The sequence below is a fragment of the Pseudomonas sp. BJa3 genome (genome assembly GCF_026343815.1).
Taxonomy (GTDB): Bacteria; Pseudomonadota; Gammaproteobacteria; order Pseudomonadales; family Pseudomonadaceae; genus Aquipseudomonas; species Aquipseudomonas soli.
Genome location: NZ_JAOXMC010000002.1, coordinates 59125 through 78540 on the forward strand (window position 1 = coordinate 59125; position 19416 = coordinate 78540).

19 protein-coding genes, 1 pseudogene and 1 riboswitch are annotated in these 19416 nt (G+C 64.3%); of the genes and pseudogenes, 6 read left to right on the forward strand and 14 right to left on the reverse strand.

Annotated features, from left to right (window positions below):
- Nucleotides 1-9: 9 nt before the first annotated feature.
- Together OH705_RS02040 and OH705_RS02045 are read left to right on the forward strand one after the other, a co-directional pair.
- Complete coding sequence (locus OH705_RS02040; protein ID WP_094011086.1) at nt 10-315, forward strand: putative quinol monooxygenase; 306 nt, start codon at nt 10-12, stop codon at nt 313-315.
- Nucleotides 316-328: 13 nt separating this feature from the next.
- The gene (locus OH705_RS02045) at nt 329-1183 is read left to right on the forward strand and encodes a type 1 glutamine amidotransferase domain-containing protein (RefSeq protein ID WP_094011087.1); all 855 of its coding nucleotides are present in this window, start codon (nt 329-331) and stop codon (nt 1181-1183) included.
- A gap of 113 nt (nt 1184-1296) precedes the next feature.
- Here the strand turns inward: OH705_RS02045 and OH705_RS02050 are convergent, their stop codons facing one another.
- The 4 genes from OH705_RS02050 to OH705_RS02065 all read right to left on the reverse strand — a co-directional run bounded on the left by OH705_RS02050 (nt 1297) and on the right by OH705_RS02065 (nt 5477).
- Nucleotides 1297-1785, reverse strand: a complete 489-nt coding sequence (locus OH705_RS02050; RefSeq protein WP_094011088.1) for a signal peptidase II — start codon at nt 1783-1785, stop codon at nt 1297-1299.
- A 121-nt stretch (nt 1786-1906) separates the two neighbouring features.
- The gene (locus OH705_RS02055) at nt 1907-3151 is read right to left on the reverse strand and encodes a saccharopine dehydrogenase family protein (protein WP_110605383.1); all 1245 of its coding nucleotides are present in this window, start codon (nt 3149-3151) and stop codon (nt 1907-1909) included.
- A 30-nt stretch (nt 3152-3181) separates the two neighbouring features.
- On the reverse strand, nt 3182-4279 hold the full coding sequence (locus OH705_RS02060) for a carboxynorspermidine decarboxylase (protein ID WP_094011089.1): 1098 nt from the start codon (nt 4277-4279) through the stop codon (nt 3182-3184).
- A gap of 304 nt (nt 4280-4583) precedes the next feature.
- Entirely contained in the window at nt 4584-5477 is an 894-nt protein-coding gene (locus OH705_RS02065; protein WP_146229523.1) for a hypothetical protein, read from the reverse strand.
- A 350-nt stretch (nt 5478-5827) separates the two neighbouring features.
- On the opposite strand from OH705_RS02065, the gene katG reads away from it, so the two are divergent.
- Entirely contained in the window at nt 5828-8074 is a 2247-nt protein-coding gene (gene katG, locus OH705_RS02070; protein WP_104444036.1) for a catalase/peroxidase HPI, read from the forward strand.
- A 69-nt stretch (nt 8075-8143) separates the two neighbouring features.
- On the opposite strand, the gene OH705_RS02075 is transcribed toward katG, so the two are convergent.
- The 3 genes from OH705_RS02075 to OH705_RS02085 all read right to left on the reverse strand — a co-directional run bounded on the left by OH705_RS02075 (nt 8144) and on the right by OH705_RS02085 (nt 10964).
- Nucleotides 8144-9478 carry an MFS transporter gene (locus OH705_RS02075; protein WP_267300787.1) on the reverse strand — a complete coding sequence of 445 codons (1335 nt, stop codon included), beginning with the start codon at nt 9476-9478 and terminating at the stop codon, nt 8144-8146.
- Nucleotides 9479-9627: 149 nt separating this feature from the next.
- On the reverse strand, nt 9628-10080 hold the full coding sequence (locus tag OH705_RS02080) for a hypothetical protein (RefSeq protein WP_023631222.1): 453 nt from the start codon (nt 10078-10080) through the stop codon (nt 9628-9630).
- 104 nt (nt 10081-10184) lie between these two features.
- The gene (locus tag OH705_RS02085; protein WP_158659519.1) at nt 10185-10964 is read right to left on the reverse strand and encodes a DNA/RNA non-specific endonuclease; all 780 of its coding nucleotides are present in this window, start codon (nt 10962-10964) and stop codon (nt 10185-10187) included.
- Nucleotides 10965-11138: 174 nt separating this feature from the next.
- Here OH705_RS02085 and OH705_RS02090 point away from each other — a divergent pair, with 174 nt between their 5' ends.
- Nucleotides 11139-11498 (forward strand): VOC family protein, encoded by a 360-nt coding sequence (locus OH705_RS02090; protein ID WP_094011093.1) that lies wholly within the window; start codon nt 11139-11141, stop codon nt 11496-11498.
- Between the two features lie 3 nt (nt 11499-11501).
- Here OH705_RS02090 and OH705_RS02095 read toward each other — a convergent pair whose 3' ends face one another.
- From OH705_RS02095 to OH705_RS02105, 3 genes are all read right to left on the reverse strand, one after another.
- Nucleotides 11502-13076 carry a sensor domain-containing diguanylate cyclase gene (locus OH705_RS02095; protein ID WP_023631224.1) on the reverse strand — a complete coding sequence of 525 codons (1575 nt, stop codon included), beginning with the start codon at nt 13074-13076 and terminating at the stop codon, nt 11502-11504.
- Between the two features lie 174 nt (nt 13077-13250).
- Nucleotides 13251-13730 carry a hypothetical protein gene (locus OH705_RS02100; protein ID WP_023631225.1) on the reverse strand — a complete coding sequence of 160 codons (480 nt, stop codon included), beginning with the start codon at nt 13728-13730 and terminating at the stop codon, nt 13251-13253.
- Between the two features lie 56 nt (nt 13731-13786).
- Nucleotides 13787-13942, reverse strand: a complete 156-nt coding sequence (locus tag OH705_RS02105) for a hypothetical protein (RefSeq protein WP_156177603.1) — start codon at nt 13940-13942, stop codon at nt 13787-13789.
- A gap of 186 nt (nt 13943-14128) precedes the next feature.
- Between OH705_RS02105 and OH705_RS02110 the strand changes: the two are divergent.
- Both OH705_RS02110 and OH705_RS02115 read left to right on the forward strand, forming a co-directional pair.
- Nucleotides 14129-14520: pseudogene (locus OH705_RS02110) on the forward strand (VOC family protein).
- A gap of 137 nt (nt 14521-14657) precedes the next feature.
- Nucleotides 14658-14978 (forward strand): hypothetical protein, encoded by a 321-nt coding sequence (locus OH705_RS02115; protein WP_267300792.1) that lies wholly within the window; start codon nt 14658-14660, stop codon nt 14976-14978.
- Nucleotides 14979-15089: 111 nt separating this feature from the next.
- Here OH705_RS02115 and OH705_RS02120 read toward each other — a convergent pair whose 3' ends face one another.
- The 4 genes from OH705_RS02120 to OH705_RS02135 form a co-directional block, all read right to left on the reverse strand.
- Nucleotides 15090-15875 (reverse strand): ABC transporter ATP-binding protein, encoded by a 786-nt coding sequence (locus OH705_RS02120; protein ID WP_267300793.1) that lies wholly within the window; start codon nt 15873-15875, stop codon nt 15090-15092.
- Nucleotides 15872-16888 (reverse strand): FecCD family ABC transporter permease, encoded by a 1017-nt coding sequence (locus OH705_RS02125; protein WP_038705908.1) that lies wholly within the window; start codon nt 16886-16888, stop codon nt 15872-15874. The genes OH705_RS02120 and OH705_RS02125 overlap by 4 nt, the downstream gene beginning before the upstream one ends.
- Nucleotides 16885-17904, reverse strand: a complete 1020-nt coding sequence (locus tag OH705_RS02130; RefSeq protein ID WP_267300794.1) for an ABC transporter substrate-binding protein — start codon at nt 17902-17904, stop codon at nt 16885-16887. The genes OH705_RS02125 and OH705_RS02130 overlap by 4 nt, the downstream gene beginning before the upstream one ends.
- Before the next feature lie 108 nt (nt 17905-18012).
- A riboswitch (cobalamin riboswitch) is annotated at nt 18013-18211 on the reverse strand.
- A gap of 27 nt (nt 18212-18238) precedes the next feature.
- On the reverse strand, nt 18239-19390 hold the full coding sequence (locus OH705_RS02135; RefSeq protein WP_267300796.1) for a DUF1624 domain-containing protein: 1152 nt from the start codon (nt 19388-19390) through the stop codon (nt 18239-18241).
- Between the last annotated feature and the right edge of the window lie 26 nt (nt 19391-19416).

Consider the following 19416-nt stretch of genomic DNA (forward strand, 5'->3'; position numbering starts at 1 on the left):
AGACGCCCCGTGACCATTGCCATCTTCGCCACTATCCAGCCGCATCCTGAACACCGTGAGGTCACAGAACAGGCCTTGCGCCTGATGGTGGGGCAGACCCGCGCCGAGCCCGGCAACCTGCGCTATGACCTGTTCGTCCGCGAGGGCGAGGTGCTGGCGTTCGAGCTGTTCGAGTTGTATGTCGATGCCGCCGCCGTCGAGGCCCATCGCAACAGTGCCCATTACCAGGCCTATCGCGCCGCCAGCGCCGGCTGGTTGGCCGCACCGACTCAAGTCCAGCTTGCCCACGGGCTGGATATCGCGCCATTCAACTGATCAGGAAGACACCATGAACATGATTGCTCCCGTCGCGCTGGCACTGGCTGGTACTTTGCTGGCCGGCCAGGCCGCCGCCGCTGCGAAGGGTGAGGTACTGGTGCTGTTGTCCAGCGAGAACCAGCTGCAGCTCAAGGACGGCAAACCGTACCCCACCGGTTACTACCTCAACGAATTCGGCGTGCCTGCCGACCAGTTGCTCAAGGCCGGCTACAAGCTGGTGCTGGTGACGCCCAAGGGCAATGCGCCGAGTGTCGATGAGCGCTCGATCGATCCGATGTACTTCGGCGGCGATGCCCGCGAAATGCAGCGTATCCGCCAGGTGGTCGATAGCCTGCCGGATATCGACGACACGCTGTCGGTGAAGGAGGTATTGGCTGGCGATATGGGCCGCTATGCCGGGATCTTCATCCCGGGTGGCCATGCGCCGCTGATCGACCTGGCCAACAACCCCGACGTCGGTGCCCTGTTGCGTCATTTCCACCAGGCCGGCAAGCCCACGGCCGCCATTTGCCACGGCCCGATCACGTTGCTGTCGGCGCAGCAGGACCCGGTCGCTTACCGCGCCGCGCTCGCCCGTGGCGAAACCCCGGCGGCCAGCGACTGGACGTACCGGGGCTATCGCATGACCATTTTCTCCGACCCTGAGGAGCAGGTGTTCGAGGGCTCACTCAAGGAGCAGCGTCTGCAGTTCTATCCCGCCAAGGCCATGGCCGGTGCAGGAGGCGACATGAGTTATGCCCAGGCCTGGCAGCCCCATGTAGTGGTCGATCGCGAGTTGATCACCGGGCAGAATCCGTTTTCCGACAAGGCGTTGGCCAAGGCGTTGCTTGAGCAGTTGGAGAGTGTCGGTAGCCGCAAGAACTGATCGAGTGCAGCTGATTGAGGCCTTGCGGATGCTGGCAGGGCCTCGGTCATTCAGGTGCGCAGGCTTTGTCTCGCTTGGGGCGGCCCGCGGTACGGCCCATTGGCGAGGCGGGATCAGCGTTTGCTCGGCCGGGTAATGCCGTCCACCACCAGCACCGTGGCGCCGGCCATGATGGCGATGTCGGCCAGGTTGAACACGCCGGTGTGCAGGGTGCCGATATTGAGGACCAGGTAATCGACCACGTGGCCGTCGCGAAAGACCCGGTCGATCAAGTTGGACAGCCCGCCCACGGCGATGAACCAGGCCGCGCTGGCCTTGACCGGTGCCGATTGCCAGTGGCGCCAGGCCCAGACCATGGCCCAGGCGCACACCACGCCGACGGCGACCACGAACACCAGTTGCTTGAGCCACGGAGCCAGCCCGGCGCCGAGGCTGAGGAACGCTCCGGGGTTGAGGCTCAGGGCCAGGTCCAGCCAGACGCTCTGGTTGCCATAGACATAGCTGTGATCGTTCAGGGCGACCAGGGCGATCAGTTTTACCCACTGGTCGAGAATGATGAAGGCAACGCCCAGGGTGAGGACGAGGGTACGGCTGGAAAACATGCTGACAGTTCCTTTGGGCATCGCGAATGCGGGTAACGATCTGCCGGTGCGGGGCAAGCCCGCTGCCACAGACAGCTCCTAAACAGAAGGGGCGCCATCTGGCGCCCCTTCGTCGTGCAGCTTAGGCTTCAGCGTCCCACGGACGATCGCCTTTTTCATCCTTGACGCGGGTCGGCAGGCCCATCACGTCCAGCGCCTTGAGGAACGGCTCGGCCGGGAGCTCCTCGACGTTGACCATGCGCCCGGCATCCCACTGGCCACGGGCAACCAGCAGCGCGGCGGCTACCGGAGGCACGCCTGCGGTGTAGGAAATACCTTGGCTGTCGGTCTCGGCGTAGGCTTCCTCGTGGTCGGCCACGTTGTAGATGAACACCTCGCGCGGCTGGCCGTCCTTGGTGCCCTTGACCAGGTCACCGATGCAGGTCTTGCCGGTATAGCCCGGGGCCAGCGAGGCCGGATCCGGCAGCACGGCCTTGACCACTTTCAGCGGTACCACTTCCAGGCCTTCGGCGGTCTTCACCGGCTGCTCGCTGAGCAAGCCGAGGTTCTTCAGCACTGTGAACACATTGATGTAGTGTTCGCCGAAGCTCATCCAGAAACGCACGTTCGGCACGTTCAGGTTCTTCGAGATCGAGTGCACTTCGTCGTGGCCGGTCAGGTACAGGTTCTGCGAACCCACTACCGGCAGATCGTCGGTGCGCTTGACCTCGAACATGGTGTTGCTGGTCCACTGGCTGTTCTGCCAGCTCCAGACTTGCCCGGTGAACTCACGGAAGTTGATTTCCGGGTCGAAGTTGGTGGCGAAGTACTTGCCGTGGGAACCGGCATTCACGTCCAGGATGTCGATCGAATCGATCTGGTCGAAGTACTGCTGCTGCGCGAGTTTCGCGTAGCTGTTCACCACACCCGGGTCGAAGCCGACGCCGAGAATGGCGGTAATGTTCTTTTGTTGGCACTCTTCGAGGTGTTTCCACTCGTAGTTGCCGTACCACGGCGGGGTCTCGCAGATCTTGCCCGGCTCTTCGTGGATGGCGGTGTCAAGATAAGCGACACCGGTATCGATGCAGGCGCGCAGCACCGACATGTTGAGGAAGGCGGAGCCAACGTTGATCACGATCTGCGATTCGGTCTCGCGGATCAGTGTCTTGGTCGCCTCGACATCGAGGGCGTTGAGCGAGAAGGCCTGGATGTCGGCGGGAACCTTGAGGCTACCCTTGGCCTTGACGCTGTCGATGATGGCCTGGCATTTGGAGATGTTCCGTGACGCAATCGCAATACGACCCAGTTCGTCGTTATGCTGTGCGCACTTGTGGGCCACCACCTTGGCGACACCTCCTGCACCAATGATAAGAACGTTCTTCTTCAATTCAGCTGCTCTCCTTCATGAAAGCCTGTCTTACGACAGGCTCGAAACGTAGTCTTCGAAACCGAACTCGCGCACCACTTCGACGCTGCCGTCGAGTTGCTTGACCGCGATGGAGGGCATTTTCAGACCGTTGAACCAATTTTTCTTGACCATGGTGTAGCCCGCCGTGTCGATGAACGACAGCCGGTCACCGATGGCCAGTGGCTTGTCGAATTGGTACTCGCCGAAGATGTCGCCGGCCAGGCACGACTTGCCGCAGACCATGTAGGTGTGCGCGCCGTCGTTGGGGGCCATCTTGGCGTTGAGGCGGTAGATCAGCAGGTCGAGCAGGTGCGCTTCGATCGAGCTGTCGACCACGGCCAGGTGCTTGCCGTTGTACAGGGTGTCGAGCACGGTCACTTCCAGCGAGGCGCTGTTGGTGATGGCCGCTTCGCCCGGCTCCAGGTAGACCTGCACACCGTAGGTTTCGGCGAACTGCTTCAGGCGCGCGCAGAAGGCGTCCACCGCGTAGTCCTCGCCAGTGAAGTGGATGCCGCCGCCGAGGCTGACCCACTCGACCTTGTGCAGCAGGTGGCCGAAACGTTCCTCGATGTGCGTGAGCATCTTGTCGAACAGGCCGAAGTCGCCGTTCTCGCAGTTGTTGTGGAACATGAAACCGGAGATCTTCTCGATCACCTTCTCGATCTTTTCTGGATCCCACTCGCCGAGGCGGCTGAACGGGCGCGCCGGGTCGGCCAGCAGGTAGTCGGAGCTACTCACCTGCGGGTTGACGCGCAGGCCGCGCACCTTGCCTTCGGACTGCTCGGCGAAGCGCTCGAGCTGGCCGATGGAGTTGAAGATGATCTTGTCGCAGTTTTCGAGCATCTCTTCGACTTCGTCGTCGGCCCAGGCCACGCTGTAGGCATGGGTTTCGCCGGCGAACTTCTGGCGGCCGAGCTTGAGCTCGAACAGCGAAGACGAGGTGGTGCCGTCCATGTACTGCTGCATCAGGTCGAATACCGACCAGGTAGCGAAGCACTTGAGGGCAAGCAGTGCCTTGGCACCGGAGTGTTCGCGCACGTAGGCGATCTTCTCCATGTTGCTCAGCAGCTTGGTTTTGTCGATGAGGTAGTACGGCGTCTTGATCATTTAAAGGCCCCCGGCCAGGCCGGCCAAAAAAAGGACACGCATTGTGCCTTCACTTGCCGCGGTACGAAAGGGCGCGAGGCGCATTTCGTCAGAGTCGTGCCGCGTTTTGCAAGGGGAACCCCACCGGTTCCATTGTCCGGTCCTCGGTGCGAGCTGTACTTGCCGCGGGTCGTGACCAAGTTGACCAGATCAAGATGACCATGCTGGTTGGCGACGAGGCATACCAGGAAGAATCCGATGGACGCGACATGTTGTGCAAACGGTCTACCGACGTCGGTCCAGGGGCTGGCTCGCACACGCCGGTTCAGGGCTGACTGGCGGGCAGCAGGGGCGCTGGTGGAGTAGCTTGCTGATCAGGACGACCCATCATGGTGGAAAAGGTGGGCATGTTGTTATCGTCCAGAAACTTCTGCGCCTCAGCCAGCGTTACCGGTGTTTCATCTACCCATGGCTGTTCCCAGAGGCCGGAAATGTAGAGTTGTGGGGCCCCTGAAGGCTGAAGGCGGCCATCGCTGAAGACGAATGACTGCGTGACATGCAGGTGTTCGCTGACAAAGCTCGCGCTGTCCACGACCCAGGAAAATCGCAGTAACTTGCGCTTGCCTTCGATCTGTACGGCAAAGCCGTTGGCGAACGTGACGGGCGTGGTGTCTCCGCTGATCAGGTCTTTCATGACACCGGTGCTGCGGTAGGCACTGTAGGGTGACAGCGCGCCCGTGCGCAGCCCCTCAACCTCAGGGGGAACGGGCGTGCCACTGAGCAGCCGGCCCCGCGGGTCGACGATCAGGACATTGATCAGCCGGTCATCGTGAAGGGAGTAAAGCTGATTGGTGAGTGTCAGTACCACCTCGGGGATGTCATCGTCATCCAGGTCCAGGACTTGGTATCGGACGTTGGTGGGGATCTGGTGGTAGGTCAATGGGGCGGTGGGTGGATAGTCCCGGAAACGCTGATCCTTTGCGGTATGTGCAACCTCCAGGGTTTTCACCGGCACGCGGTTCAACAGGAGCGTGACCAGGTCAGGTTCCCCCACGAACATCTTGTCCTGCGCTTCCCATTGAGCGCCTGTTGTGCGGCCTGTCTTGATCTCCACTGCAAGGGGTTGCCTGAGTTCGGCGACCTGTTGCCAGTGTTCCATCATGGGTTTGAACAGGTCCTGGAAAAGGCCGGCCCATAAGCTCAGTGCAGAGACGCTCAAGACGATTCCGCCAACGGCGGCGGCGCGATGCCGACTGCACCACGCAATCAAGGCCCTAAGCAGATTCGCGCACATCCGTCTCATTGTTTTCTGTTCCCTTGATCCTGGCCGGTTCTGCCGCTGGTGCTTGAAAGGCGCAGACTATCACAGGGCAACATCGGCTCTATTAGACCTCTGCCCAGGCTCGGCTAGTCTTTCTGCTGGTTCCGTGAAAAGCCGGCGCACAGGCGTGCCCGGCCATAACCGACGAGGGGCAGGCGCGTTTGGCGAACGCCTGATTCAACACCTGGCAGCGCAATGACAACAACGCCCGGAAATCTGAATTGAACCGACCCAAAAGGTAGCAGCAGATGGCGAACGAATCGAAATGCCCGTTTCACCAGACCGCCGGTGGCGGCACCAGCAACCGTGACTGGTGGCCTGACCAACTCAACCTGAAGATCCTCCACCAGCATTCGAGCAAGTCCGACCCGATGGACCCGGACTTTGACTACGCCAAGGCGTTCAAGAGCCTCGACTTCCAGGCACTCAAAGCAGACCTGACAGCCTTGATGACCGACTCCCAGGACTGGTGGCCGGCGGATTTCGGCCACTATGGCCCGCTGTTCATCCGCATGGCCTGGCACAGCGCGGGCACTTATCGCATTGGTGATGGCCGAGGTGGTGCTGGCTCTGGCCAGCAGCGTTTCGCCCCGCTCAACAGCTGGCCGGACAACGTCAGCCTGGACAAGGCCCGGCGCCTGCTGTGGCCGATCAAGCAGAAGTACGGCAACAAGATTTCCTGGGCCGACCTGATCGTGCTTACCGGCAACGTGGCCCTGGAGTCCATGGGCTTCAAGACCTTCGGCTTTTCCGGTGGCCGCGCCGACGTATGGGAGCCGGACGAAGACGTGTACTGGGGCTCGGAAAAGGTCTGGCTGGGTGGCGACACCCGCTACGGCAAGGAACAGGTCAAGGCCCAGCCACCCGGCCAGGGTGACCTGGTAGCCGAGCCTGCCAAGCATGGCGAGGAGCAGAACCGCGACCTGTCGGCCGAACGCAACCTGGAAAACCCGCTAGCGGCGGTGCAGATGGGCCTGATCTACGTCAACCCGGAAGGACCGGAGGGCGAGCCGGACCCGGTGAAGTCCGGCAAGGACATCCGTGAGACCTTTGGCCGAATGGCCATGAACGATGAGGAGACCGTGGCGCTGATCGCCGGCGGCCATGCCTTCGGCAAGACCCACGGCGCCGGCCCCGCCGACAACGTCGGCGCCGAGCCGGAAGCGGCGGGCCTCGAGCTGCAGGGCCTGGGCTGGAGCAACAAGTTCGGGACCGGCAAGGGCGGCGACACCATCACCAGCGGCCTGGAAGTGACCTGGACCTCGACCCCGACTCGATGGAGCAACGAGTACTTGAACAACCTGTTCAACTTTGAATGGGAGCTGACCAAGAGTCCGGCCGGCGCCCATCAGTGGCGGCCGAAGGATGGCAAGGGCGCCGGCACCGTGCCTGATGCCCATGATCCCGGCAAGAAGCACGCGCCGTCGATGCTCACCTCTGACCTGGCGCTGCGCTTCGACCCGATCTACGAGCCGATCGCCCGGCGTTTCAAGGACAACCCCGACCAGCTCGCCGATGCTTTCGCCCGTGCCTGGTACAAGCTGATCCACCGCGACATGGGCCCGCTGGCGCGCTATCTCGGGCCGGAAATGCCCAACGAGGAGCTGCTGTGGCAGGATCCGTTGCCCAAGGCCGGGCCTCAACCCAGCGACGCCGATATCGCCGCGCTCAAGGCCAAGGTGCTGGCTTCGGGGCTGAGTGTCGGTGAACTGGTGTCCGCCGCCTGGGCCTCGGCCTCGACCTTCCGCGGCTCCGACAAGCGCGGCGGTGCCAACGGCGGTCGCCTGCGCTTGGCACCGCAGAACGGTTGGACGGCAAACCAGGGGCTGGACAAGGTGCTGATGGCGCTGGAGAAGATCCGCAGCGAGGGCGGGAACCAGGTCTCCCTGGCCGACCTGATCGTCCTGGCCGGCAATGCAGCGGTGGAAAAAGCCGCCCAGGATGCCGGGCACAGCATCAGCGTGCCGTTCCACCCGGGGCGTGTGGACGCCTCGCAGGAGCAGACCGATGTCGAGTCGTTCGCCGTGCTCGAGCCCCTGGCCGACGGTTTCCGCAACTTCAGCAAGGCGCGCTACAGCGTCAAGGCCGAGAAATTGCTGCTGGACAAGGCCCAGTTGCTGACGCTCACCGCACCGGAACTGACCGTGCTGATCGGTGGCCTGCGGGTGCTGGGCGCCAACCATGGCGGCAGCAAGGAGGGGGTGTTCACCGACAAGGTCGGCGTGCTCAGCAATGACTTCTTCCGCAACCTGCTGGACATGGGCGTGGAATGGAAACCGACTTCGGCGGACAACGAAGCGTTCGAGGGCCGTGACCGCAAGACCGGCCAGGTGAAATGGACCGCCAGCCGGGTCGACCTGGTGTTCGGCTCCCATGCGCAGCTGCGTGCCTTGAGCGAGGTATACGGCAGCAGCGATGCCAGGGAGAAGTTCGTCAAGGACTTCGTCGCGGCCTGGGTGAAAGTGATGGAGCTGGACCGTTTCGACCTGGCATAACGCCGATCGCGGGGCATGTCGCATCGGCGCTTCGATGCGGCATGCCCCGCGATGTTTGCTAACCCAGGCTTAAAGCCCCTGGGATCCCTGCAACGGGTCGGTGCCAGGGTTTTCCTCATGCAACGAAACCTGCGCGGTCTCCGGCAACGCCAGCCCGCCGATCAATGCCAGCAAGGCAATCACCACCAGGTAGAGCGCCGGGGCCAGGCGGCTGCCACTTTGTTCGATCAACCAGGTCGCCACCAGCGGCGCGGTGCCGCCGAACAGGGTATAGGCGACGTTGTAGGTGATCGCCGAGGCGGTGTAGCGGCTGCGGGTGGGGAAGCATTCCGACAGCAGCGCGGCGGTGACCACGCCACTCATCAGCGCGCCGATGGCCAGCAGGATCACTCCCAGCAATGCCCCCGCCAGTGACCCCGAGCTGGCCAGCCAGTAGGCCGGGAACACCGCGACCATCACCCAGAGGCAAGTGAAGCCGATGGTCCGGCGCCGTCCGACACGATCTGAAAAGGCGCCCGCCAGCGGGCAGCCGGCCGCGGCGAACAGCAGCGCCACGGTCGAGACCAGTAGCGCCTGGGCGCGGCTCAGGTGGCCGACCGTCTGCAGGTAGGTGGCGAAGTAGGTGGTGAACATGTAGAACGACAGCGCCGTCAGCGAGATGAACGCGCCAAGGTTGCCGATGGTGCGGCCATGGTGGCGCAGAGTGTCGCCGAGCGGCGAATGGCTGTGCGCCTTGCCTTCGGCGATTGCCTGGCGAAACGCCGGGGTTTCCTCCATGCGCCAGCGCAGGTAAAGGCCGACCAGGCCCAGGGGCGCGGCGACCAGGAACGGAATACGCCAACCCCAGGCGTTCATCGCCTCGGGTGTGAGGCTCGCCTCCAGGCCATAGGCGATGACCGCCGCGCAGGCGAAGGCGGAGAAGGTCGAGACCGGCACGAAGCTGCCGTAGAACGCGCGCCTGCCCCGTGGCGCGTGCTCCATCAGGTAGGCGCAAGCGCCGGCATATTCACCCCCTGCGGAAAACCCCTGCAGGCAGCGGGCGAGGGTGAGCAGCGCCGGGGCCAGCACGCCGATGCTGGCATAGGTCGGCAGCAGGCCGATCAGCGTGGTGGAGCCGGCCATCAGCAGGATGGTCAGCGACAGGATGCGCTTGCGCCCGAGACGGTCGCCCAGCGCACCGAACACGATGCCGCCCAGAGGGCGCAGGGCGAAGGCCACGGCAAATACGGCGAAGGTCTTGAGCAGGGCGACGCTGGCGTCCTCACTGGCGAAGAACTGGCTGGCGATCAGGGTGGCGAGGAAACCGTAGACGGCGAAGTCGAACCATTCGACGAAGTTGCCGATGGCCGAGGCGGCAATCACCCGCCGCAAGGTGGCGGGTGGGACCTCGTGGGCGATGGACATGGGGTGCTCTCCGGGGGTCTTGGCAGCCTGGACGGATGCGCCGCGCTCGGGGCGCGGCGTCGTTGTTCTCGGGCCAGTAGACAAGCGGCAAGGCGAGGGTGCTTTGTCGGGGGCGACATCAGGATGCCTGTTAGCACCGGAAAGCAGGTTCAGTGCAGTGGCATGGGGGTTGGCAGACGAGGCATGAGTACCAGGGGCGCGATCACATCGACATGACCGTCTTCGAACAGGCTGCCGGGAACGGGTGGGTAAGTGGTTCTCCAGCATTCGTGCTCGACCAGTTGCTTCAATTGGCTCAAGGGTGAGGCATTGACCCAGACGGGCAGCAGGCGTTCATGGGCGGGCGAGCTGCGTACGGCCTTGCAGGCGACGGGGCGGTTGCTGCGGTCCAGAGTGAGCTTGAGCGTGACCACGCCGACCAGGGTGCCCTGGTTGGCGGCATTGATTCGGTTGACGAGGGCACTCTGCATGGCCGCCGTGAAACCGGCCAGGGCGGCGGCGTCGACTTTCGCGTTGGCTTCGGGGTTGGCGCTGCAGGCCAAGAGCGTGAGCAGGCCAAGCGCTGCCAGCGGGAGGAGAGTGAACAGCGGGATCTTCGACACGGGAACGTCCTTGGAAGCAAACACCGGTACCTGCGTATACCGGTTTGAAAAGGGGCCGTAGATTAACGTGGCTGCGCCTTATACTTCAGGGGGAAAGCTTTCTCTCACTCACGGTCGCAACGCGCAGGCAGCGGCCAGGTGTGGGGCGCGCGCCGATCTTTGAGGTGCTCAGGCACCTCGATCGGCGGCTCGTCCGGGCCAAGCGCAGTCTCGATCTGGCGGACACTGCGCAAGTACGGGTCGAGGTCTGTGCCCAGATCCACCTGGTGCGGGATCCACCAGGCGATGACCTGGGGCTGTCCGTGTTCATCCTCGGTCAGCAGCACTTTCCAGAACGCCTCGGGCGTGGCGATGCCGTGGGACTGGATGAAGGCATCGTTGTCCAGGGCCGCGCCGGCATGGCCGAACATCACGCCACCGATTACCGTCACCGGGCGCAGGTCGCGATAGCACTCGGTCAGCAGTTCGGTCTGGTACCAGGTGCGGCTATTGTGCGAGGCCAACTGCGGGACGATATTGCTCATCAGGTTGGAGGCGTCCATCGCCGTCCGATCGTCGTCGAAATGATTGTTGGCCGCCAGATGGCCGCGATGGTAGCCCTTGGGTGTCGAGTAAGCCTTGGCCGAGAACTGGCCTTTACAGCCCTCGGGCAGGCTACGGTCGATACGGAAGTTATCGACCCGAGGCAGATGCCCCTGGTCCTTGTCGAGGGTGAAGCTGAAGCGGTGCGGCTCGCCGCGCAGGCAGTCGTACCAAAGCTGGAAGCGCCCGTGGTCGAGCAGGGTCAGTGGCGTGGCGGCAGGCTCGGCAGGTATTGGGGAGGGCAGGCGGGGGGCGCACGAGGTCAGGCTCAGCACCAGCAAGAGGAACAGCAAACGGCGCATGTCGCGTCTTCCTTGAACAGAAGCCCGGGATGTTACAGCAGTCTGCCGGTGCATGGCTTTTTCCAGGGCATGGCGGATACACGACAGTAGTGGCGGCGCGAGTTAGGGTCGTTATTTGTGAAATATCCCACTAGGATCGGGTTCATCACTCACCCACCCGCAAGGAAGCTGTACATGGCAGAACGAAGCAACGATCGGCAAATCGACAACATCGAGTTCAATGTGGCCGATATCGCCCGCAGCAAGGCGTTTTATGGCCAATTGTTCGGCTGGACCTTCACTGACTATGGGCCTACCTACACCGAATTCAGGGACGGACGTATCACCGGGGGATTCACCACGGGCGAGCCGGTCTGCCCTGGCGGGCCGCTGGTCATCCTGTATGCCGATGATCTCGAACAGACCCAGCAGCGTATCGAGGCACTTGGCGCTCGCATCAGCCGTGCAGTGTTCGCGTTTCCCGGCGGGCGCCGTTTCCACTTCATCGACCCGGATGGCTATGAGCTGGCGGTGTGGACGGCCAGCGCTGTCTAGAGGTCAGACCGGGTGTTCGATGCACACGCGGTTGCGCCCCTTCTGCTTGGCCCGGTACAGCGCCTGGTCAGCTTTGCGCAGGGTATCGCCAGGCTCGTCACCCGTCAGGGGCTGCCAGTTGGCCACGCCCAGCGACAGGGTAATCCCGCCGACAGGTTCGATAGGGGTGTGCTCGACGGTCAGGCGCAGGTGGCCGGCGATGGCGCTCGCCACCTCCAGCCCTGCACCCGGCAGGAGCATCAGGAACTCTTCGCCGCCAGTGCGGCACAGCAGGTCGCCCTCACGGCAGGTACCACGCATCAGGCCGGCCAGCCGATGCAGGACCAGGTCGCCGATGTCATGGCCGTGGTTGTCGTTGATCCGTTTGAAATGGTCGATGTCCAGCACTACAACGGCGAAGCCGCGTTTTTCAGCCTGCAGCAAGCGCAGTGCCTGCTGCAGCCCACGGCGATTTAACAGCCCCGTGAGCGGGTCGGTCTGGACATCGTGGTTGAGTCGGCCAATACGCTCCTGCAGCAGGTTGAGGCCGAACAACAGGGCGCGCTTGAGCTCCGCGGCCTCGGCATACCAGGCGCGGACCTGGTGGATGCGCTCGGTGGTCTGCTGCTCGCTCGTACCCCGGGCGACCGTGGCCAGTTGCCTGAGCGGGTGAGCGATGACTTGGGTCAGCCAGCACAGCAGCAGCCAGCCGAGCAGGGCCAGCGGTGCGGAAATGGCGATGACATTGAGGATCAGGTGGCGCAGCGGTGCCACGGTCGATTGCAGGGGTTGCTGGGAAACGATGGCCCAGCCGGTGCTGGGCACCGTGGCAAAACCGGCAAGCATCTCCACGCCCTGGCTGTTGATCAGTCGCCGGGTGCCTTGATCCAGGCGAGGCAGTTCGTCGACCAGCGGGTTGTCGCCTACCAGGCTGCCGACCCGCTGGCTGTCGGGGTGGAAAAGCAGCCGACGGTTACGATCGACCACGTAGAGGTACGCGCCGTTCTGGTAGAAGTGCGTGCCCAGCAGGCTGTTGAGCATGTTGCGTTCGCGCAGGTACAGGCTGCCGCCGATATAGCCCTGGTAATGACCGTTGGCGTCGAAGATCGGTTGCGACATGATCACCAGCAGGTTGCCGGCTGCCGACAAGAACGGCGTGGACACCAGCGTGCGGCGCTCGCGCAAGGCTTGCTGGGCGGCATCCGAGCGGGTCAGGGTGCCGGCCAGGTGTTGCAGCGGCGCAGGCGCAAGCGTACGCAATACGCCTTGGGCGTTGACCCGCAAGGTCGAGTTGAACAGGTTGCTTTGCGCTTGCAGGCGGTCGATTTCCGCCTGTACCAGGCTGTCGTCATCGGGGTGCCGGGCACATTGGTTGGCACTATAGGCCAGTTGCTGCAGGGCGTTGACGAGGGTGTTCTCGGTCACGGCGGCCACTTTCGCGGCGTACGCCCGGTTGGCTTCCAGGGCGTTGTCGATCAGCAGTTGGCGTTGCACCCGGTAGCTGGCGAAGTAGCTGGCCAGCAGCATCACCAGCGCGGTGACGGCGCATAGCATGAGTATGAGTGAGCGCAGGTCAGGGCGCCGAGCGTAGGGGAACATGAATCGCAATCCTTGGCCTCATGGGATGCAGCAGATGCCTCACCTTACGCGCTAGGCGCGCGTTGCACCATGCAGGTGGGAAATTGCAGGATTGGATGATGGGGAGCACTCCGGCTTCTCACAAGAATCACAGCACCCGCCTCAGCCGCAGTTGTTTCCAGTTCTTTCCTTGTATCAGGGCAGGGCCTGCTCCAGTGCGCTCAGGTCATCCTCGACCTCCTGCATGCGCGCTTGCGCCAGGGCCTGAACCTGAGGGTCGCTGGCGCTCTCGCGCATCAGCCGGGTGAGCTTTTCGCTCAGGCGCTTGCCCTGGTCACTCTGGCCCAGTTCCTTGGCCTTGGCGGGGTCGCGGGTCGCCTGGACGATATTGGCGAACTCGGCGTCGTTGAAGTGTTCCTCGCTGTACAGCTTGAACAAGTCCTGGCGCTGATCCTCGACGGTGAGGTGCTTGCGCAGCACCTCCTTGATCTGCTCCTGCGGCACCTTGGTGTGAGTCATCGCCAACAGTCCGGCCATGCGCTCGATGTTGTGGTCGTAGGCTTCCTGCAAGGGCAGGTTGGCGAGGATCTGTTCCTCGCGGCTGGGCTTCTGGTCACAGGCGGCGAGGGCGCCGAGCAGGAGCACGGGCAACAGCAATCGGGTCAGGCGGGACATGGGGCAGCCTTGGGCACGGTAAGGCTTGCGAGTTTACTGCAAACCCATGCGCAAGTTCAGCGTTGCAACGGATTGCGCAGACGTACCCAGACAATCGCCGGCAGGGCCATCAGCAGCCATTTCAGGTAGCGGTTCACTTCGTAGTGCTCGCAGGCGATGCCGATGCTGGTACAGACCACCACCACCGCCACGAACTGGATCATTCTTTCCATCGGCAGGTTTCCATCATTGCTGGGGCCGGGAGGGCCGCGGCGCGCACTTTAGCAGTGGCGCGGGCGCGCAGGCCAGGATGCCATACGGCGTAACACTTTTACGGCGGTTCATGCGCGCGAAGTTGGCTATTGTGCGGCAATCCTGGCCCCCAAGGAAGGCGACCCGATGACTACCTACAAAGGCGGCTGCCTGTGCGGCCGCATCCGTTTCAGGTATCGCTGCTGGGCTTCGAGATTGCCTATCAACGCCCGGAGCGGCGTTTCGCCTACCTTGACCTGCACTGCGCGCAGTTGATGCTCGAGCAGCTCGATGCCGATGATCACTGGCTCACCGGGCCTCTGGAAAAGCCCTTCGGGCGGGGAATCAACCTGCAGATTGATGTCGCTGCGGTCGCGCCGCTGCTCGAACGGCTGGAGCGCCATCGCTGGCCGTTGTTCCAGGCGTGCGAGGAGGTCTGGTATCGCGCAGATGCCGCGAAGTGGGGTTGCGCCAGTTCCTGGTCCAGGACCCGGATGGCTACCTGTTGCGGCTGGCGCAGAAACTGGGCGAGCGCCCGGTTGCGTTACCCGCGCGTTAGCCCTTGCTAGCGGCCCCTGCAGCCGGCGTCTGACAGGCCATCCCGACCGACACCCGCCATGCTCAACACCGTGTTCATTTCCATTCCCGGCGTATTCGCCTACCGTCTCCTTCCACCCCATCACAAGGAGATCACGCATGCCCGAGCTTGCGTTGTACAAGGTGAAACTGCTGGACGAATTCGAGGCTCGCGAGGACGACTGGAGCTTCGGCCACTTCGAGCGCCGGCTGACCCAGGTCAAGCCCGCCGCCAACTATCAGGACGCCAAGGGCATCATCAAGGCTGCCCATCTGGCGAACAACTGGCCGAATACGGTAAAGCGCTATCTGCTGAGCAACTACCGCGCCCACGGTAATGTCAGCAGCGAGCTGACCGAAACCTTCATGCAGGTGCTGGCCAGCCTGACGCCGCAGGAGATGAAGGACTGGCAACTGCCGCAGGTAAACCAGTCGACCTGATCGCCGCCAAGTCGATTCCCACAGGATGGCGCATGGTTTCAGGCTGGCGCGGTCGGTGTGGGAGCCGGCTTGCCGGCGATGTGCCGCGTAAGCGGCGTTTTCCATGCCGACTCAGGCACGAAACCGCAAAACCCGCGCCCCATCATACGGATCGACCAGATAGTGCCCCCGCACCCCAAACGTCCCCAGCAACCGCTCCGGCGTCAACACCGCCTCCGGCTTGCCTAGGGCAACCAACCGCCCTTGATCGAGCACGGCCAGTCGATCGCAAGTCAATGCCTGGTTCAGATCATGCAGCGCCACCAGCGTCGTCACCGGCAGCGCCTGCACCTGGCGCAGCAAACCGAGTTGGTGCTGGATATCGAGATGATTGGTCGGCTCGTCCAGCAACAGCACCTGCGGCCGTTGCGCCAGGGCCCGGGCGATATGCACGCGCTGGCGCTCGCCGCCGGACAGTTCGCCCCATAGCCGTCGGCGCAAGTGGCTGGCGTCGGCGTCGGCCAGCGCCTGTTCGACGATGGCGCGGTCTTCCTTTCCGAACGGTGCCAGGGCCGAGAGCCAGGGCGTGCGGCCCAGGGCGACGGCGTCGTACACGCTGATGGCGTCCAGGGTGTCGGCCTGTTGCTCGACCAGGGCCAGGCGCTGGGCGACATGCCGGCGCGGCATGCGCTCCAGCGCTTCGCCGAGCAGGCGCACGCGGCCACTGCTAGGCGTGCGCAGGCCGGCGAGCAGCTTGAGCAGGGTGGACTTGCCCGAGCCGTTGGGGCCGACCACGCCGAGGGTTTCGCCGGGCAGCACGCTCAGGTCGATACCCTGCAGCACGTCGCGCCCACCCAGGCGCAGGCCAAGGCCTTGGCAGGTGAGCGGCGCGTCGGCGATGGTGGTCATCACGCTCATGGGCGCCCCCGACGGCTGATCAGGATCAGCGCGAACACCGGCGCGCCGATCAAGGCCGTGACCACGCCCACCGGGATCACCTGGCCGGTGATCAGGGTGCGCGAGAGGATATCGGCAACGATCAGGAACAGCGCGCCGCCCAGGGCGCTGGCCGGCAGCAGGCGGCTGTGCCCGGGGCCGAGCAGCAGGCGCAGGGCATGGGGGATGACCAGGCCGACGAAGCCGATGGCGCCGACGATGGACACCATCACCGCGGTGACCAGCGCCGCGCAACTGATCAGCAGCAGCTGAGTGCGGCGCACCGGTACGCCCAGCGAGGCCGCCGAGTCGGCGCCGAAGGTAAAGGCGTCCAGTGCCCGGCGCTGCCACAGGCATATCGCGAGGCCGAACAGGGCGACCGGCACCGCCAGCCACACCGACGGCCAGCGCACGCCGCTGAGGTTGCCCAGCAGCCAGAACAGGATGCCGCGGGCCTGCTCGGCGGTGGCCGACTTGGTGATGAGGAAGGCGGTGAGGGCGTTGAACAGCTGCGATCCGGCGATGCCGGCGAGGATCACCTGGGCGTTGTCATGGCGGCTGCCACTGGCGCGCGACAGCAGCAACACCAGGGCGAACGCCGCCAACGCGCCGATGAAGGCGCCGGCCGACAGCGACAGCACCGCGCCGCCCAGGCCGAACAGCCCCACCGCCACGGCGCCGGTCGAGGCGCCGGCAGACAGACCCAGCAGGTACGGCTCGGCCAACGGGTTGCGCAGCAGCGCCTGGAGGATCACCCCACAGGTCGCCAGCCCCGCACCGCAGGCGGCGGCGACCAGGGTGCGCGGCAGGCGGTAGTTCCAGACGATGCCGGCGTCGATCGGGTCGACGGCATGGCCGGCCTGCCACAACTGGTTGGCCAGCACCTGCCAGATCGCCTCGGCGCCGACACGGGTCTCGCCGATGGCAATCCCGGCAAGCATGGCCAGGCACAGAGCGAGCAAAGCAAAAAGGCTGATGGGCAGCAGGCGGCTCATGGCTGGGGTGCTTTACCGCTGGCGAAAGCGCTGGACAGCACGTCCAGGCCGCGGAACAGGCGGATGCCGGCCTGCATGGCGTCGGCATCGAGGACGATGATCCGGTCGTGTTTGACGGCGTCCATAGTGCGCGTGACCGGGTCACTGCGCAGGAAGTCGAGTTTTTTCTGGTAGTCGTCGGCCGGGTAGCGACGGCGGTCCATGCGCGCGACGATCAGCCAGGTGGGGTTGGCCCTGGCCAGGGTCTCCCAGCCCACGGTAGGCCATTCTTCGCTGGATTCGACCACGTTGCGCACGCCGAGGGTCTGCAGCATGTAGTCGGCCACGCCCTGCCTGCCGGCGACATAGGGGTCGGTCTTGAGGTCGGCGCTGGAGAACCAGAACAGCGCGCTGGTGTGCGCCAGGTCCTGGCCGGACAGGCGCTGCCTGGCCTGTTCCAGCTGGCCCTGGAGCTCGGCATTCAGGCGCGCGCCACGCTCCTGCACGTCGAAGATCTCGGCCAGCTGGCTGACGCTCTTGTAGATGCTCTGCACCTTGAACGGCTGCAGGCGGGTGCCGTCGGCGCCCACCAGGTTGTCCTTGCCCTCGCAGTCCGAGGGCAGCAGGTAGGTGGGGATGCCCAGCTCCTGGAACTGCTCGCGGGTGCCGACCGCGCCCTGGGCGCCGATCATCCATTCGAACTGCGCCGTCACCAGTTGCGGACGTTTGCCGACCACCGCTTCGAAGCTCGGTTCGTTGTCGGCCAGGCGCGGGACCTTGTCGTTCTGCGCCTTGAATTCCGGCAGCACGTTGTTGAACCACAGCGAGGTGCCGGCCAGCCGCTCACCCAGGCCCAGGGCATAGAGCAGCTCGGTGCCGGCCTGGCCGACGGTCACCGCCCGTTGCGGGGCCTGTGTGAAGGTCTGCGGCAAGCCGCAGTTGTCGACGGTCAGCGGGTATTGGGTGGCGCTGGCATGGGCCAGGCATGACAGGGACAGGGACAGGCCGGCGAGGAGGGCGGCGAGGCGGTACGGCATGGTGGGGCGATCTCCTGGGTGGTGCACGGAATGGCCCACGGACAGGCATCGCCCGGCAGCCTGCGCAAGCACGCGGCCAGGGCGGATGACCATCCCGGACACCCCGCCGGTTGGTGAATGCGTGCCGGCAGGTCTCCTGACTGGTGCGTCCAGGCCGGCGCCAGCCTTCCCGGGTCGGCAGACCCAGTGGCATCGATGGCGCAGGCTCGGCACCTACAGTTGCGGGGGCAGTTCCCTTTGGATCGCCAGTGGCGAGCCCGGGATTCCCTTTTGATTCCGTGTGGAAACCGGCGGGCGGCATGGTAGACCATCGGGCTGTCGGGTGAAAACGCTTTTACAGGTACTTGAGCCAGGCGATATCGCGCCGGCGCGCTTTCAGCCGGGCGAACCAGCGCACCGGCAGGTACAGCGCAAGTGGCAGCAGCACGGCGGTCAGCCATACCGCGCCCATGCCATCGAAACCGAAATAGCCGCCCTGGTTCAGGCCAAACAGCGCCACGCACGCCACATACAGCAGCTTGAGCACATACAGGTGCAGCAGGTAGAAGAACATTGGCGCTGCGCCAAACACCGCAAGCGGGCCGATCCAGCGGGCGTCGCCGGCACGCTCGAAGCCGCGCAGCAGGAGCAGGCCGACGCCTAGGGTCAGGGCCAGGAACAGCAACGATGGTGGATACTTGGTGATATTGAAGAAGCTCATCAGCGTCTGCCCTACGCTGGCGTAGAGGCTCCAGGGGGCTTCGCCGTAGCCATTGAGCAGGCGCAGCGCACCGAACCCCAGCAGCAACGCCACGCCGGCCCATAGCAGGCGCTGCTGGCGCTTGCCGGCGTCGCTGCCCCGGGCAAACCACGGCCCGAGCCCATAACCCAGGGCGATCACGCCGATCCACGGTAACAGCGGGTAGGACGTGCGCAGGCGCAGATGTTCGCCCACCTCCAGCCAACTGCGTTCATGCAGGATCGCCCATGGCACATGCAGCGCCGATTCCGGCCCGAAGTGCAGGCCATCGAGCAGGTTGTGACCGGCGACGATCAGCGCGCCGAGGGCGAGCAGCGCCGGGCGCGGCAGCCACACCAGCAGCGACAGGGCGAGCATGCTCAGGCCGATGGCCCAGATCACCTGCAGATAGATCACGCTCGGTGGCAACTGGAAGGTCCAGGCGAAGTTGACCAGGGTGAATTCCAGCACTACCAGGAACAGACCGCGCTTGAACAGGAACACCGAGACATCGCCACAGCCCTGGTGCTTCTCGCCATACAACCAGGCCGATAGCCCGGTAAGCAGCACGAACACCGGCGCGCACAGGTGCGCCAGGGTGCGGCTGGCGAACAGGCTGGGTTCGGTGGCGTCGATGTTCATCGGGTCACTGACCTGGCGGTGCAGGAAGAACGTTTCGCGCACGTGGTCCAGCAGCATGAACAGGATCACCAGGCCGCGCAGGGCGTCGATGCTTTGCAGGCGTTGGGGGAGTTGGAGGCGGGTCATTGGAAAAGTCGCAAACGGAGGATTTG

What these genes read in the sequence shown, in the direction of transcription:
- OH705_RS02120 (WP_267300793.1), bottom strand. Translation starts at nt 15,875, where the DNA reads ATGAGCGTGATGACCACCATCGCCGACGCGCCGCTCACCTGCCAAGGC.
- OH705_RS02090 (WP_094011093.1), top strand. Translation starts at nt 11,139, where the DNA reads ATGGCAGAACGAAGCAACGATCGGCAAATCGACAACATCGAGTTCAAT.
- OH705_RS02125 (WP_038705908.1), bottom strand. Translation starts at nt 16,888, where the DNA reads ATGAGCCGCCTGCTGCCCATCAGCCTTTTTGCTTTGCTCGCTCTGTGC.
- OH705_RS02135 (WP_267300796.1), bottom strand. Translation starts at nt 19,390, where the DNA reads ATGACCCGCCTCCAACTCCCCCAACGCCTGCAAAGCATCGACGCCCTG.
- OH705_RS02130 (WP_267300794.1), bottom strand. Translation starts at nt 17,904, where the DNA reads ATGCCGTACCGCCTCGCCGCCCTCCTCGCCGGCCTGTCCCTGTCCCTG.
- OH705_RS02060 (WP_094011089.1), bottom strand. Translation starts at nt 4,279, where the DNA reads ATGATCAAGACGCCGTACTACCTCATCGACAAAACCAAGCTGCTGAGC.
- OH705_RS02085 (WP_158659519.1), bottom strand. Translation starts at nt 10,964, where the DNA reads ATGCGCCGTTTGCTGTTCCTCTTGCTGGTGCTGAGCCTGACCTCGTGC.
- OH705_RS02105 (WP_156177603.1), bottom strand. Translation starts at nt 13,942, where the DNA reads ATGGAAAGAATGATCCAGTTCGTGGCGGTGGTGGTGGTCTGTACCAGC.
- katG (WP_104444036.1), top strand. Translation starts at nt 5,828, where the DNA reads ATGGCGAACGAATCGAAATGCCCGTTTCACCAGACCGCCGGTGGCGGC.
- OH705_RS02045 (WP_094011087.1), top strand. Translation starts at nt 329, where the DNA reads ATGAACATGATTGCTCCCGTCGCGCTGGCACTGGCTGGTACTTTGCTG.
- OH705_RS02100 (WP_023631225.1), bottom strand. Translation starts at nt 13,730, where the DNA reads ATGTCCCGCCTGACCCGATTGCTGTTGCCCGTGCTCCTGCTCGGCGCC.
- OH705_RS02075 (WP_267300787.1), bottom strand. Translation starts at nt 9,478, where the DNA reads ATGTCCATCGCCCACGAGGTCCCACCCGCCACCTTGCGGCGGGTGATT.
- OH705_RS02115 (WP_267300792.1), top strand. Translation starts at nt 14,658, where the DNA reads ATGCCCGAGCTTGCGTTGTACAAGGTGAAACTGCTGGACGAATTCGAG.
- OH705_RS02050 (WP_094011088.1), bottom strand. Translation starts at nt 1,785, where the DNA reads ATGTTTTCCAGCCGTACCCTCGTCCTCACCCTGGGCGTTGCCTTCATC.
- OH705_RS02095 (WP_023631224.1), bottom strand. Translation starts at nt 13,076, where the DNA reads ATGTTCCCCTACGCTCGGCGCCCTGACCTGCGCTCACTCATACTCATG.